This window comes from Pseudomonas sp. WT-JTC (genome assembly GCF_056711565.1).
In genome coordinates this window covers 2,234,847-2,248,818 of sequence record NZ_CM160042.1, presented here as the reverse complement: position 1 = coordinate 2,248,818, position 13,972 = coordinate 2,234,847, and the positions used below count along the sequence as shown (strand labels likewise).

The 13,972-nt window shown below is 53.3% G+C and carries 12 protein-coding genes and 2 pseudogenes; 12 read left to right on the top strand and 2 right to left on the bottom strand.

All coding sequences use genetic code 11. The annotated features are described in order from the left end of the window. Positions 1-502: 502 nt before the first annotated feature. On the bottom strand, positions 503-1,513 hold the full coding sequence (locus AC06G5_RS10275; RefSeq protein WP_008015700.1) for a zinc-dependent alcohol dehydrogenase family protein: 1,011 nt from the start codon (positions 1,511-1,513) through the stop codon (positions 503-505). A 174-nt stretch (positions 1,514-1,687) separates the two neighbouring features. Here AC06G5_RS10275 and AC06G5_RS10270 point away from each other — a divergent pair, with 174 nt between their 5' ends. Then, positions 1,688-2,611 (top strand): LysR family transcriptional regulator, encoded by a 924-nt coding sequence (locus AC06G5_RS10270; protein WP_008015702.1) that lies wholly within the window; start codon positions 1,688-1,690, stop codon positions 2,609-2,611. A gap of 142 nt (positions 2,612-2,753) precedes the next feature. On the opposite strand, the gene AC06G5_RS10265 is transcribed toward AC06G5_RS10270, so the two are convergent. Then, complete coding sequence (locus tag AC06G5_RS10265) at positions 2,754-3,623, bottom strand: AraC family transcriptional regulator (RefSeq protein ID WP_008015703.1); 870 nt, start codon at positions 3,621-3,623, stop codon at positions 2,754-2,756. Positions 3,624-3,888: 265 nt separating this feature from the next. On the opposite strand from AC06G5_RS10265, the pseudogene AC06G5_RS10260 reads away from it, so the two are divergent. The 11 genes and pseudogenes from AC06G5_RS10260 to AC06G5_RS10210 all read left to right on the top strand — a co-directional run. After that, a pseudogene (locus tag AC06G5_RS10260) lies at positions 3,889-4,782 on the top strand (transketolase family protein); the annotation flags it as partial. Positions 4,783-5,179: 397 nt separating this feature from the next. After that, the gene (locus tag AC06G5_RS10255; RefSeq protein ID WP_008015705.1) at positions 5,180-5,512 is read left to right on the top strand and encodes a carboxymuconolactone decarboxylase family protein; all 333 of its coding nucleotides are present in this window, start codon (positions 5,180-5,182) and stop codon (positions 5,510-5,512) included. Positions 5,513-5,582: 70 nt separating this feature from the next. Beyond that, a pseudogene (locus tag AC06G5_RS10250) lies at positions 5,583-5,826 on the top strand (oxidoreductase); the annotation flags it as partial. 14 nt (positions 5,827-5,840) lie between these two features. After that, positions 5,841-7,184, top strand: a complete 1,344-nt coding sequence (locus AC06G5_RS10245; protein WP_480459374.1) for a 2-hydroxycarboxylate transporter family protein — start codon at positions 5,841-5,843, stop codon at positions 7,182-7,184. Between the two features lie 71 nt (positions 7,185-7,255). Beyond that, complete coding sequence (locus AC06G5_RS10240) at positions 7,256-7,474, top strand: DsbA family protein (protein ID WP_081500264.1); 219 nt, start codon at positions 7,256-7,258, stop codon at positions 7,472-7,474. Continuing rightward, positions 7,413-8,165, top strand: a complete 753-nt coding sequence (locus tag AC06G5_RS10235; protein ID WP_052037635.1) for an alpha/beta hydrolase family protein — start codon at positions 7,413-7,415, stop codon at positions 8,163-8,165. Before AC06G5_RS10240 ends, AC06G5_RS10235 begins: the two co-directional genes overlap by 62 nt. Before the next feature lie 154 nt (positions 8,166-8,319). After that, complete coding sequence (locus AC06G5_RS10230; RefSeq protein ID WP_480459373.1) at positions 8,320-8,952, top strand: response regulator; 633 nt, start codon at positions 8,320-8,322, stop codon at positions 8,950-8,952. A 295-nt stretch (positions 8,953-9,247) separates the two neighbouring features. Next, the gene (gorA, locus tag AC06G5_RS10225; protein WP_008015711.1) at positions 9,248-10,603 is read left to right on the top strand and encodes a glutathione-disulfide reductase; all 1,356 of its coding nucleotides are present in this window, start codon (positions 9,248-9,250) and stop codon (positions 10,601-10,603) included. A gap of 514 nt (positions 10,604-11,117) precedes the next feature. Next, positions 11,118-12,551 (top strand): NAD-dependent succinate-semialdehyde dehydrogenase, encoded by a 1,434-nt coding sequence (locus tag AC06G5_RS10220; protein ID WP_008015712.1) that lies wholly within the window; start codon positions 11,118-11,120, stop codon positions 12,549-12,551. 81 nt (positions 12,552-12,632) lie between these two features. Next, the gene (locus AC06G5_RS10215; RefSeq protein WP_008015713.1) at positions 12,633-13,130 is read left to right on the top strand and encodes a CMD domain-containing protein; all 498 of its coding nucleotides are present in this window, start codon (positions 12,633-12,635) and stop codon (positions 13,128-13,130) included. Further along, positions 13,127-13,702, top strand: coding sequence for a peroxidase-related enzyme (locus AC06G5_RS10210; RefSeq protein WP_008015715.1), 576 nt, complete (start codon positions 13,127-13,129; stop codon positions 13,700-13,702). Before AC06G5_RS10215 ends, AC06G5_RS10210 begins: the two co-directional genes overlap by 4 nt. Positions 13,703-13,972 lie beyond the last annotated feature (270 nt).

Here is a 13,972-nt window from a genome sequence, read left to right as displayed (position 1 = left end):
GAGACCACCGGACTGGAAGATGGCAATAAGCGATACAGGGTCGTTGATCTCGTTGAAGGAGGCTCAGCTAGCAAGCATGGTGTGTTTAAGGCCAGAGCAGATGCAGATGCTGTTTGTTCGCTCCTGAATGCCGAACATACGCGTCAGAGTGCTGTCGGTCGTATGTCTCGGAGCCTTTGATCCACTCGCTTCGGAACGCCAAGCGCCGGATGGTTTGTAGGACTGCTCATACCTACATCGCAGTCACGGACTTTCACTCCGAAAGTACGTTTTGAAGGCGCTCCTAGTTAAGTCGATGACACTCATCCTTGACCTCTTCTCGGGCCTGATAGGTCGTCTTCAGTCGTGAGCTTCGTACAGAACGCTACGAGCTGCTGCCCTCCGCCACAGGCAACAATCGGCCAATAGCGGACGTTTGAGTCTGAGTCTCGCCCGGCTCGACTCCGGAGACGAATCTGCTGAGATAGGCGAAAAAAGGCGCCAAATTGGCGCCTTAACGTTATTAAGCGATTTTGATCACAACCTTTCCAAATGCTCCCCTCGCGAGATGCTCGTAAGCTTCTCGTGCTTTCTCGAACGGATATACCTGATCGATCACGGGACGGATCTTGTGTTCGTTGAGGAAAGCGTTCATCCGGTCGAATGATGAGCGCGGCGCCACGGCGATACCGCGAATGGTCGTCTGGCGGAAAATGAGTGGCATCAGATTGAGTTCAACAGTTTGCCCTGTCAGAAAGCCGATCTGCGCAATACGTCCCGATGCCTTGGTTGCTGCGACCGATTGATTGATGCCGCTGCCGCCGGCCACATCGAGTAGCAGATCCACGCCCTTGCCTTCGGTCAGCTTCAGCACTTCGTCCGCCCATTTCGGAGTCGTCCTGTAGTTAATGCCCGCCAGGGCCCCCAGCCCCTTCACGGTTTGCAGATTCTGGTCGCTACTCGACGTTGCGATGACCTTAGCGCCAAGCGCAGTCGCGATCTGCACGGCGAATATCGACACACCTCCAGTGCCTTGAACCAATACGGTTTGGCCCGGCTGGATTTGTCCAAAGTCCACCAGCGAATACCAGGCCGTCAGCGCAGCAATAGGAAGTGTTGCCGCCTCTTCGTCGCTCATGTTGTCGGGTGCACCGACGGCGCTGTCTTCATGGATGATCATGTATTCGGCCAAACCGCCGGGCAACGGCGAACCGAAGCAGTAATCGGGTTCGTTCGGCCCCGGCTCGCCATCTAGCCAACGTGAGTAAAGATGCGAGTTGACGCGATCACCGACTTTGAAACGCGTGACGTTGTCACCGACAGCTACTACCGTTCCGGCGGCATCGCTCACCGGTATCAGTGGTTTGGGCACCATGTGCGGCTCATAAATGCCGTCGACGATTGCCTTGTCGCGAAAGTTGAGCGAGACAGCACCGACCTTGACCAGCAACTCGCCAGCCTTTGGTTGCGGGGTCGCTACCTCTCCCAATTGCAGGTTGTCGAGTCCGAAATCTTTCAATAACCAAGCTTTCATTGCGAATCTCCAAATACACGTCGATGGCCTCGAACCAGAGCCGGTTCTGCCTTGGGTGCATCTTTCACTTTTGACGGTGCGCAATAAATGCGTGGAAAAAGACATGATTGTTCTATTCTTGGATAACAATCATGTTCAACTTCGTGAGTCAGGCGGGGTTCATAGGAAAGCGTCATGGAATTACTTCAATCGATGCGACTGTTCGCCAGACTTGCCGAACTCGGCAGCTTTACCAAAGCCGCCGAATCGCTGGACATCGGGCGACCTCAGGTCACTCGGTATATCCAGGAGTTGGAGACGTCATTGGGCGTGCGCCTGTTCCAGCGCACCACGAGAAAGGTGGCACTCACCGCCGAGGGCGAGAGGTTCTATGAGCGGGTACAGGAAATTCTGGCGGGTATTTCTGCTGCGACCTCGATGTTCGACCGATCCGGAGCTACGCTCGCAGGCCGACTTCGCGTCGACATCCCGACCGCTTTCGCGCAAATGGAATTCATCAAAAGCCTTAAAGAATTCACCGCCTCCTACCCTGGTATCAACATGGTTCTGGGCGTGACTGACCGGGCCGTCGACCTGATCGGTGAAGGCATCGACTGTGCGTTGCGTATCGGCGACCTACCGGATTCGACCTTGATCGCTCGTCCTATCGCGATGGCGACCATGGTGACGTGTGCAGCGCCCGAGTATTTGCACGAGCATGGCGAACCCGAAACACTCGACGATCTGGCCTCCCATCGTGGCGTCAACTTCTTGTCCGGTCAGAGCAACAGGACATTGCCTTGGCATTTCTCGGTAAAAGGTCAGGATCGAGCGTTTGTGAGTAACGCCGGCATCACCGTCACCGAGTCGAATGCGTACGTTCAGTGCGGCGTGTCGGGCTTCGGAATAATCCAGGCACCTGGGATCACCGTGGCCGAGCATTTGGACAGTCGCGGTTTGGTGGAAATTCTAAAGCCCTATCGGCCAGCCCCTCGCCCTGTGTCGTTGCTATACCCAAGCCGGACGCACCTGGCGCCACAGGTTCAAGTTTTTATTGAGTGGCTGCAAGAGCGTTTTCCGCAACTTCATTCTGACTGGCTGGAACCTAGCGATCATTGAACCGGTTTCGTAAACGGCCGTTCTGGGTCGATTGCAACCCTTCGTGACAGGCAGTAAACGGCCAATAGCTGCCCCTTGGCGAGAGGCAGCTTACAACGATGAACTCAAGGACGATCGTTTCAAACCAGTAGCGACCTGTGCGCTATTGCAAAGGCACATAAATATCGGTCTGCCATTGATCCTGCGGTGTCTCGGGGAAAATGCTTAGATAATCGAAGAACAGCGGCTGGTCTCGAAGCTCCTCGCCACTGGTAGGGAGCCAGTCGCGATAGATCGGATAGATCGATTCGCCGATGTGATCCGTCGAGCCCACGTGACGCACCACGACGCAGCGCCCGCCAGGGATAACCCTCTCGGTTACGCCGAACTCATTCGCTGCTACCGCCTCGTGAATCTCGCCGCAAATTGCAAACCGGAACTCTTCGGCCGGGGTCGTATCGGGGTTGCCGAAAGGAATACCAAAGCTGCGACTTGATGCCACCGGCGACTGTCCGCTCTGCATGCGCCACTCGATAAATTTACGGACACTCTCATTAATGAGCCCGGGCGCTCCGCAATGCTCTAATGCTGCAACCCTGACTTCGTGAAACTCCACAATTCGTATCTGCATGATGATGCTCCTGGAAAAATGAGGGATGGTGAACACCGCACTCCAGACCTGCCAATTCGGCTGCTTCCTGAATGCACTCGGCGTCGTACCGAACGCCCGTCTGAACGCCCTGGAAAATGCTTCGGGGCTTTCGAAACCCGCACCAAAAGCGGCGTCCAGCACCGAGTAATCCGCGAGGGAGGACAAGCAATGCGCCGCGCGTCGTAGTCGCATCAGTTGTACATAACGTGAAACAGGCACGCCCACGAACGCGGTGAATTGTCGATGGAAGTGAAACACCGAAAAATTCGCGACTTGGCTCAACATCCTCACAGACAAGTCACCTTCGAGATTGGCGTCAATGTAGGCGAGTACCAGGTCGAAGCGTTTTGTGTAGGCGGCGTTGATCAGCAAGTCAGACACTGGATGGAGGCTCCGGAAAATACGCTAGGCAATAGAGTCGACTATACCGGCGTACCCGCGCCTAGCCGTGTTTGCTCAGGTCGCGATTGAATTGCCTGTTCGACGTGGCCGCCTTGGATGCACCGTCTTGAAGGCTACCGGGCCGCTCATCTGAGCCTCCGATTGTAAATCCTGTACGACCGACAGCTTTGGGTTGTGGATTCAACTGCCCTTCTCGACTGTCAGCAATCGGCCAGAAACGTACGCTCAGCGTTGGTAGGCGCACCTAACCGCGCTAGCGGATCAGCGTTCAGACATCATGGGCATGTCCGCCGACTTGTCCAAATACACCGATCTGCACATTTTCGCCAAGGCCCACCCGGATCGTTTCTATCAGATGGGCATGGCCGAACAGTTGCTCATGAGTGCTGCAGCAGGGATGGCACGTGAAGGTTTCGTGCCGTTCGCCACGACCTACGCCGTGTTCGCCTCGCGCCGTGCCTATGACTTCATTTGCATGGCGATTGCCGAGGAAAACCTCAACGTCAAAATCGTCTGCGGCCTGCCCGGCCTGACCACTGGCTACGGCCCAAGCCACCAGGCCACGGATGACCTGGCGATCTTCCGTGCCATGCCCAACCTGATGATTGTCGATCCGTGTGATGCACTGGAAATCGAACAGGCGGTGCCCGCTATCGCGGCGCATCAAGGGCCGGTCTACATGCGGCTGTTGCGCGGAAATGTGCCGCTGGTGCTGGACGAGTACGGCTACAAATTCGAGATCGGCGAGGCCAAAACCCTGCGCACCGGTAACGATGTGTTGATCATCTCCACCGGCTTGATGACGATGCGCGCACTGGAAGCGGCCAAAGAGCTACAAGCGGACGGAGTTGATGTCGCTGTACTGCACGTACCGACGATCAAACCACTGGATGAGCAAACCATTCTCGCTGAAGCGAGGAAGTCCGGTCGCTTGGTCGTTACCGCAGAAAACCACTCGATTATCGGTGGATTGGGTGAAGCCGTTGCAACGGTCTTGCTACGTAACGGCGTAACACCAACCTTCAGGCAAATCGCGTTGCCCGATGCTTTCCTAGATGCTGGCGCCTTACCTAAGCTGCATGATCGTTACGGAATTTCGACTCAGGCGGTCTGCGCCCAGATCAAAGCATGGCTTTGATCTGGGCCTAAAGAGAAGAGCCTAAGCATCGGCTTAGCTGTCAAGAGCGATGAACAAGGGCGTCTTTCGACGCCCTGACTTGTTAAGCGGTCTTGATTACTAACTTCTCCAATGCATCTTTGGTGAGATGCTCATAAGCTTGACCAGGCGGATTTAAGAGAGGCGAACCTCGAGGACATTGGGCAAAGCCAATATCCGAGCGACAAGATTCCACCAAATTCTCCTACCGCTACTGAATTGTCACGCCCATTCCCTCCCCCTTCGCAATGCCCTCACTACACATACGATCAAGTCGGCTGTCGCGCCCCCTTGCAAGCCTACCAACTAGATGGTAGATTCTATCGGATTCACATCTCCTCCCGTAAACCTACAGGGCGCCCCGCCCAGGTGAGTCCCCATGCAAGATTGGAAGCAAACTCGAAAAGACATCAGCGCCCGCCTAGTACAGCTGAATGGCCTGTCCCCAGAGACCATGAAAGGTATGGCTTCTCTAGGGAGCGCCGGCGCAAAAACAAACCACCTCGATGCTAAAACTCGTGAACTGATTTCGCTCGCCGTAGCGGTGACCACCCGCTGTGATGGCTGCATCGCTTTCCACGCTGCTGAGGCCAAAAAGCTTGGTGTAACTACTGAAGAGGTTGCTGAAGCATTGGGTGTAGCAATCAACATGAACGCCGGTGCTGCATTGGTCTACAGCACTCACGTTTTGGATGCGTTCGACAAACCTTAATGCAGGGCATTGCGGGAATATCAGAACTAATTGCTGCCATCCGCCCAGCCAATAAACTGCGAGACTTTTCATGAATGAGCTTTTCACGCCTACGATCTGTGCTGAACGCTATTAGCCAACCGTGTCGTTTTAGCCCACATGACTCGCACTCGAACGCTGAAAAACAATTCAAATGAACTTATCGCTCTCTACTACGCGCAGCAAGCGTCTGCCGGTCTGATCACAGAAGGACTGGAGGCCCGTGGCTATTTGTATACCCCGGGTATTTACACTGCGGAACAGGTTGAGGCTGGCGCCAAGTCAGTGATGCTGTATGAGGAATAGCGACATGAACAAGTCTTATGAGCAGTCCCTGAAAATCGATGCTCCCCGTGATGGCGGGTTGCGTCAACTGCGTAGCCTGTGCGGTTACGAAATAGGGGTAATCCCACTCCCAATTTTTCTCGGCATCGCCGTAATCGTATATCTCTCGGCACACTTGGGTTTTTTGCCTAATAACATGATCGGTGGCCTCGCCGTCATCATGACGATGGGTATGTTCTTCGGCCAACTGGGTTCGCGTCTTCCGATTCTGAAGGAAATCGGAGGAGGAGCCATTCTGTGCTTGATGCTGCCATCGATTTTGGTGTTCTACGGCTTCTTCGGGCCAGCCACGATTGACGCTACAAAAATGCTGATGAAAGAAGCCAACTTTTTGTACTTCGTGATTGCCAGCCTGGTAGTCGGCAGTATTCTCGGGATGAGCCGATTTATTTTGATTCAGGGCATGATGAGGATGTTCATACCTCTTCTCGTCGGAACCCTGGCTGCCGTGGCAAGCGGACTCATTGTGGGAAAACTCGTCGGCTATAGTTTCTACCACACCTTCTTCTTTATCATTGTTCCCATTATTGGCGGGGGTATTGGTGAGGGAATCCTGCCTTTATCGCTTGCTTACTCAGCTATTCTCGGCGGTACGCCGGATATCTACGTTGCTAAATTGGTGCCTGCCGCTGTAGTCGGCAACATCGCGGCGATTATCTGTGCCGGCTACTTGGCCCGGCTGGCGCTAAAACGCCCGCATCTCAATGGCGAGGGTTCATTGATCCGTGCCAAAGACGAGAATGATAAATTCCAAGCCAGGGAAGATAACGGCTCGACTATCGATTTCAGAGTGATAGGTGCAGGCATTCTGGTCATCTGTGCATTCTTCGTCCTTGGCGGCCTGCTTGAAAAAGTCTTGGGGATTCCTGGCCCTGTCCTGATGATCTTGGCCGCTGTACTTTTTAAGTACGTTCGCGTTCTGCCGGAAAAACTGGAGAAAGGCACAAGCGCTTTCTACAAGCTGATTTCTTCCGCCTTCATTTGGCCGGTAATGATCGGCTTGGGCATGTTGTATGTCCCTCTCGATAGCGTCGTAAAAGTCTTTTCTATCAGTCATGTCCTAGTCTGCGTATCCGTCGTTGCCTCAATGGCCATCGCAGGTTTTTTCATTGGCAACCTGATGAAAATGTACCCCATCGAATCAGCCATCGTGACCTGCTGCCACAGCGGCCTTGGCGGTACCGGGGATGTTGCGATCCTCTCAGCCTCCAATCGTATGTCGCTGATGCCATTCGCTCAGATCTCCACCCGCCTCGGCGGCGCTTCGACGGTGATCATTGCTAGTATTCTTTTGCGTATTTTTGCTTGATGCCGAGTGCAGGACACTCATCATCAACCCCTCAATAAACCCAATGGTTTTCACTTTCTAGTGAACACTATCTGAGGTCAGATTTTGTCTGCCCTTGGTGCTGGATTGCCAAACGGCGCTTTAAAGCAGCCCTTGAGCAGTTTGAGCACAAACATCTGGTAGAGATAAAGCTGCGGGCCTACCGGCACGCACCAGGCCAGGTATCAGAGCCGTTCAAGGAAATTCATGATGAGCAAACAAAAGATAACGTTCCGAAACGCCCAGGGTATAAGCCTGTCAGGTCTGCTTGAGACGCCGGAGGCGCCCAAAGCCTATGCATTGTTCGCCCACTGCTTCACCTGTGGGAAGGATATTAAAGCTGCCGCGAGAATTGCTAAGGCGCTAGTCGACAATAATATCGCTGTACTGCGATTTGATTTCACAGGTCTAGGCAGCAGTGAAGGAGACTTCTCCAACAGCAATTTTTCCTCCAACGTTGCCGACTTGGTAGCGGCGGCGGAGTTTTTGCGTGATACATACCAGGCTCCATCCATCTTGATTGGCCATAGTTTGGGCGGAGCCGCAGTCATAGCAGCGGCGAAGTACATCCCAGAGGCAAAAGGCGTGGTGACAATAGGTGCCCCCGCTGACGCGACCCATGTCCTGAAGCAGTTCAAAGGTCACGTAGAAGCGATCAGAGACATTGGTGAATACAAAGTAATGCTGGCAGGAAGAGAGTTTACTATAAAAAGGCAGTTTCTCGATGATATTGAAACCCAACAGCAGGATACAAATATCGCTAACCTACGACGCGCATTGCTTATTTTTCATTCCCCAGCAGACAGCGTTGTATCAATAGAGCAAGCCCAGAAAATTTACCTAACAGCTAAACACCCCAAGAGCTTCATTTCACTCGACTCGGCTGACCACTTGCTTACTAATAGTCAGGATGCGGATTATGTTGCGTCATGCATTACTGCCTGGAGCTCTAGGTATCTGTAACCCTAGGCATTGCTTCCCGGCGAAAATGCCATAGCACTTTGGGGGTCAATTTAATATGGCATCAGCACTTGGCCGGAGCGAGCTGGATATCGTGATAAGTATTCCCTGTAAGAAAATCTGACTTTTCCGACATCGATAACAGTTGGCACACTTAATGAACTTACCAACACAAATCCGGCTGGCCTTGGTCGATGATCACACCTTAGTGCGCGATGGGATCAGAGCTCTACTATCCGTCATTCCGACTGTGACCGTGGTTGGTGAGGCTGAAAATGGTGCGGATGCTATGGTGATGGTTGAGCACTGCAATCCTGATCTTCTATTGGTCGACATCAACCTTCCCGACATAAACGGTCTTGAGCTGACGCGAAAAATACGTGACAGGTTCCCCACCCTGAAGGTGCTCGTGCTCAGCATGTATGATAGTAAAGAGTATGTAAGTGAATCCCTACGCTCCGGTGCGAGTGGCTATGTATTGAAAAACGCACCCTCAAGAGAGATTGTCGCTGCGATTGAAGCAATTAAAAACGGAGGTACTTTCTACAGTGCTGAAATCGCACAAAAGCTGCTTCTTGATGATAGTATTATCAACGAGCTAACGCCCCGGGAAAACCAAGTTTTATATAAAATGACTCAAGGGCTGAACAACAAGGAAATGGCACAAGAATTGAACATCAGTGTCAGGACTGTAGAAACCCATCGCTTGAGCATTCGACGCAAAACCAATATCGACAAACCTGCTGCGTTGGTAAAGTATGCAATAGACCATGGAATAATTCCGAGATAGGGAATTTAGCCAGTGGTCGTGGCGTGTCATTCAATTCATGTTTATAACAGTGCCCCCATCGGAACTGTATCGCCCATCCGCGACAGAAGTTGCCTAACGTGCCCACAAGATGTGGGCGTCATAGTCAGCGCGCCCTTGCAACCCTACCAATCGGATGGTAGATTCTGATCACCCTCTAGAAATGACTAAGAAAAACTATAGGGCCTGTGCTCGATGAGTTGCAGACTTCCTACGACAGTCCGGCACGCTATTAGCCAACCGCTCTTATGCTGGGTGCCTGCCGAGGAGATTGAAAATGCCCTACGATTTTGACCTTTACGTGATTGGTGCCGGTTCCGGAGGCGTGCGGGCTGCGCGTTTCTCCGCCGGTTTTGGCGCGAAAGTGGCTGTGGCCGAGAGCCGCTATCTGGGCGGTACATGTGTGAACGTTGGCTGCGTGCCGAAAAAGTTGCTGGTCTACGGCGCGCACTTCGCCGAAGACTTCGGGCAGTCGCAAGGTTTTGGCTGGACGCCGGGCGAGGCGAAGTTTGACTGGGCGAAGCTGATTGCCAACAAAGATCGTGAGATCAATCGACTGAACGGCATCTACCGCAATTTGCTGGTCAACAGCGGCGTGACCTTGCATGAAGGCCACGCCAAGATCATCGACCCGCACACGGTCGAGATCAATGGTGAGCGTCACACCGCCAAGAACATTCTGATCACTACCGGTGGCTGGCCACAAAGTCCGGAGATTCCGGGTCATGAGCATGCGATCAGTTCCAATCAGGCATTCTTCCTCAAAGAACTGCCGAAGCGTGTTCTGGTGGTGGGTGGTGGTTACATTGCGGTGGAGTTCGCCGGGATCTTCCACGGGTTGGGCGCCGAGACTACGCTGCTATATCGCGGCGATTTGTTCCTGCGCGGCTTTGACGGTGCAGTGCGCAAACATTTGCAGGAAGAGCTGACCAAGCGCGGCATGAACCTGCAGTTCAATGCCGACATCGAGCGCATCGACAAGCAAGCCGATGGCAGCCTGAAAGCAACCCTCAAGGATGGTCGTCAGCTTGAGGCGGACTGCGTGCTCTACGCTACCGGTCGACGTCCGATGCTCGACAACCTAGGACTGGAAAACACTGGGGTCAAACTCGACAAGAAAGGTTTTGTCGAGGTCGACGAAATGTATCAAACCGCTGAACCGTCGATCCTGGCCCTGGGCGATGTGATTGGTCGGGTGCAGCTCACTCCGGTCGCTCTGGCGGAAGGCATGGCCGTAGCGCGGCGTTTGTTCAAGCCCGAGCAATACCGCCCGGTGGACTACAAGATGATCCCGACCGCCGTGTTCAGCTTGCCGAACATCGGCACTGTCGGGTTGACCGAAGAGGAGGCGCGAGAAGTCGGACACGAGGTGGTGATATTCGAAAGCCGTTTCCGGCCGATGAAGCTGACCCTGACCGAATGTCAGGAGCGTACCTTGATGAAGCTGGTAGTAGATGCCAAAACCGACAAGGTTCTCGGTTGTCACATGGTTGGCCCGGATGCCGGGGAAATCGTTCAGGGGCTGGCGATTGCCTTGAAGGCAGGCGCGACCAAGCGCGTTTTCGACGAAACCATCGCCGTGCATCCGACGTCCGCCGAAGAGTTCGTTACCATGCGCACGTCGGTAGCCTAGACGATTCCGACAGCGGTACTCCGGCGCACGCGAAGTTTCGAGGTAAGGCTAGTTTTTTTGGTTTTCGGGTTGCTCTGAAATCAAAAGCTAGCCGCGACTGACGTCGCAAAAAAACGATCTCCCCTGCCCTGCGGGCAAAGCCGTCCACCGTCATTCCCTGCCATTCACTCTAATCAGAAAAAATCGCTCATCCGATAGGTGGCTTTATCCAGCCAAGTTGGATCGATATACCCATGGATCACCTCGGAACGACTACAGTCAGAAACTCCCATGTAGTAGGCGCGCAACCGTACCGGAGGCATCGATTAAATAATTTTTTTACAGACAGCATAATTATTGGAAGTAAATTCTAAATTCGCGCCTTTTCTTGAAAAATACGGAAAATTTTTCGTTGGGAGATGCCCTATATTTTATTGAAGCCCATGTGTCGTTGATAGCTTGTAACTGAGCACCACAATGAGTTTTTAGCCAAGCCGTGGGACGTTGAAACCATTAGCAACTATGAGAGGTGATCATGGAACAAATACCATTGTTTATTGGCGGTGTATGGCGTAACACGCATCCCACTGAATCGATCCCCGTAATCAATCCGGCAACTGAAGAGCAGATCGGACTCATTGCGAAAGCTAGCTTGGCTGACATAGAAGACGCGGCAATCGCTGCGGAAAAAGGTTTTGCCACCTGGAAACAAGTCTCTGCGCTCGATCGCGCAACGATTATGCACAAAGCGGCAAACCTGATTCGTGAGCGCGCAGAAAATATCGCCCTCACCCTCACCGCTGAGCACGGAAAGCCCTTGGCCGAGGCGATGGGTGAAGTCGCTGCAACTGCAGACACCATCGATTGGCATGCTGAAGAAGGCAGACGCGCGTATGGGCGTGTCATCCCCTCGCGCGCATTAGGAATTCATCAGTTTGCCTTGATGGAGCCTATCGGGCCTGTAGTGGGATTTGCGCCATGGAATTTTCCGCTCATTCAAGCGGTGAAAAAGGTCGCTGGTGCGCTGGCCGCCGGCTGTTCGATCATTTTAAAAGGCGCAACCGAGGCACCTACGTGTGCTGTTGAGCTTGTGAAAGCATTCGCTGACGCTGGCGTTTCTCCAGGAGCCGTAAACCTACTGTTTGGCGACTCGAGCCAGATTTCTGAGTATTTGATTGCTCATCCTTCCATCCGGAAAGTGACCTTCACCGGATCAACACCAGTGGGCAAAAAGCTTGCAAGCCTCGCAGGGCTGCATATGAAGCGATCCACAATGGAGCTGGGTGGCCATGCGCCGGTAATCGTTATGGACGACGCGGACATCGCAACCGCAGTCAAGATTTCTGTCGCCGCTAAATATCGAAATGCGGGCCAGGTCTGTGTCTCCCCGACTCGCTTCATTGTTCACTCAAAAGTGTTCGACGAGTTTGTTTCCCGTTTCGTGGAAGGCGCACGCGCAATCAAGGTGGGCGACGGTCTTGATCCGACGGTAACAATGGGCCCAATGGCTCACCTGGGCCGGCTTAAGGCAACAGAGGAACTCGTGGCGGATGCGGTATCCCATGGAGCGAAGCTGGAGACTGGCGGCAACCGCGTAGGCGACAAGGGTTATTTCTTCGAACCCACCGTTCTCACCAATGTACCGGTGACCGCTCGCGCCATGGTTGAAGAACCGTTCGGGCCGATTGCGTTGATCAATTCTTTTGACGACATCGATGAAGCCATCAAGGAAGCCAACAGACTGCCATACGGCCTCTCTGCCTACGCATACACGCGATCGCTTAGCTCGGCTAATAAGCTGTTTAACGGCATCGAGTCTGGCGCCATCTCGATCAACCATCACAGCGTTGCCCTACCCGAGCACCCGTTTGGCGGCGTAAAAGATTCCGGATACGGAACCGAAGGAGGCCCTGGCGCACTGGATGCTTTCATGACCACGAAGTTCGTTTCGCTTGCGAGCGTTCTTTAACGTTCGGCGAACGTGTTTTTTAGTCGCTATCGAGCACTGCTGCATTCAGGAAATAACGCGTCGCTAACTATTGGAACTCTTATGCTTACTCCGAACATTATCGAGCGTCTTGTCGGCGCAAACGAAAACTCTCCGCTTGCGATGGCCATTGCTGAGCGGGCAGAAATTATGGCGCTGAGTCAAGCGAGCCATGATGCAGTGATCATTCCGAAGGATCCCGGTGGTCTGTCACATGCAGAACGTGCAGCCCTTGCTGAACGAATCGCTCGGTTGAGCAACTCTGAAGAATTGGCTGATCACTACCATGCTTGTCTTGAGACAGCAGGTGGCGAAGAGGGCCTTTATGTTGCCGCCAATCCTCAGCAGTCCGCTTACGGGGATGAACGCTTTATGGCGATCATCCGATTCACGGATCTGGTCACTCAAAAGCCGCGAGAAGCTACAAAGCAAGATATCGATACGTTAAAGGCCGCTGGGATTTCAGAACCGGACATCGTAAGGCTCACTGAAGTCCTCGCTTTCGTGAACTACCAGCTCCGGGTCGTAGCAGGATTCAAAATTGCAGGAGAAATGAAATGAGCCAGGTCGTGCATAATTTCACCGTATCGGTGCCTCATTGGTCGCCGTACATCAAGCCTGTTGAGTTAGAAAGCGCGAGCCAAGAGCAGCTTGATGCGATGAAAGTGACTCCATCGAGCAAAAAAATCTCGGAGTATGTGCTCACTCTCGCCCATGACCCCGAATCGCTCGCGGTGCGATCCCCTTTGTTCAACGCCATTATGTATGGCCGCGCCGGCTTGCCCCCAGCTGAGCGTGAACTTGGGGCGATTGGTTCTTCAATTGTTAATCGATGCGTCTACTGCGCTGCAGTACACGGCGCCCGATACAATCAGCTGACTAAAAGTACAGAGCTGGTCGCAAAAATCTTTGCAGACGAAACCGAAGCACAATTGGATGATCGCTCTCAGGCGTTGTTTGACTTTGCGGTTGAGTTGGCCAAGTCACCCCCAATGCTGAATACACGGCATGCCGATGCCTTGAAAGAACTCGGCTTTGACACGCTTGGGGTTGTCGACCTCGTGCTGGCCACAGCCATCTTCGGTTGGGCAAATCGCCTGATGCATGTTTTAGGTGAACCCGTAAAAATCTGATCAGACGCTCCATTGAAGTGATATCAAAATAGCGGGCAGCCCCAAACTGCCCGTTCATCAAAATGACCGTTTTCTATAGCAGCATTTCCGCATCCTCTGACTTCCCCATACTCGTATCTCGAAGCGAAATCGACGCTGCCGGCCAGGCCTTGGAATATCCCTATCAGACGTGCTACACAGTCTGTCGTAATACTTCGCTGCCCCTGAGCAATCGATTTGCAACGCAGCGCCAAGTAAGGGTCTCACCTCTTTCCAAGCAAGCATTGCGTG

Bases quoted from the DNA above. Each gene is read 5' to 3' on its own strand.
- AC06G5_RS10275 (WP_008015700.1), bottom strand. From the start codon at position 1,513: ATGAAAGCTTGGTTATTGAAAGATTTCGGACTCGACAACCTGCAATTG.
- AC06G5_RS10270 (WP_008015702.1), top strand. From the start codon at position 1,688: ATGGAATTACTTCAATCGATGCGACTGTTCGCCAGACTTGCCGAACTC.
- AC06G5_RS10255 (WP_008015705.1), top strand. From the start codon at position 5,180: ATGCAAGATTGGAAGCAAACTCGAAAAGACATCAGCGCCCGCCTAGTA.
- AC06G5_RS10245 (WP_480459374.1), top strand. From the start codon at position 5,841: ATGAACAAGTCTTATGAGCAGTCCCTGAAAATCGATGCTCCCCGTGAT.
- AC06G5_RS10235 (WP_052037635.1), top strand. From the start codon at position 7,413: ATGAGCAAACAAAAGATAACGTTCCGAAACGCCCAGGGTATAAGCCTG.
- AC06G5_RS10230 (WP_480459373.1), top strand. From the start codon at position 8,320: ATGAACTTACCAACACAAATCCGGCTGGCCTTGGTCGATGATCACACC.
- gorA (WP_008015711.1), top strand. From the start codon at position 9,248: ATGCCCTACGATTTTGACCTTTACGTGATTGGTGCCGGTTCCGGAGGC.
- AC06G5_RS10220 (WP_008015712.1), top strand. From the start codon at position 11,118: ATGGAACAAATACCATTGTTTATTGGCGGTGTATGGCGTAACACGCAT.
- AC06G5_RS10215 (WP_008015713.1), top strand. From the start codon at position 12,633: ATGCTTACTCCGAACATTATCGAGCGTCTTGTCGGCGCAAACGAAAAC.
- AC06G5_RS10210 (WP_008015715.1), top strand. From the start codon at position 13,127: ATGAGCCAGGTCGTGCATAATTTCACCGTATCGGTGCCTCATTGGTCG.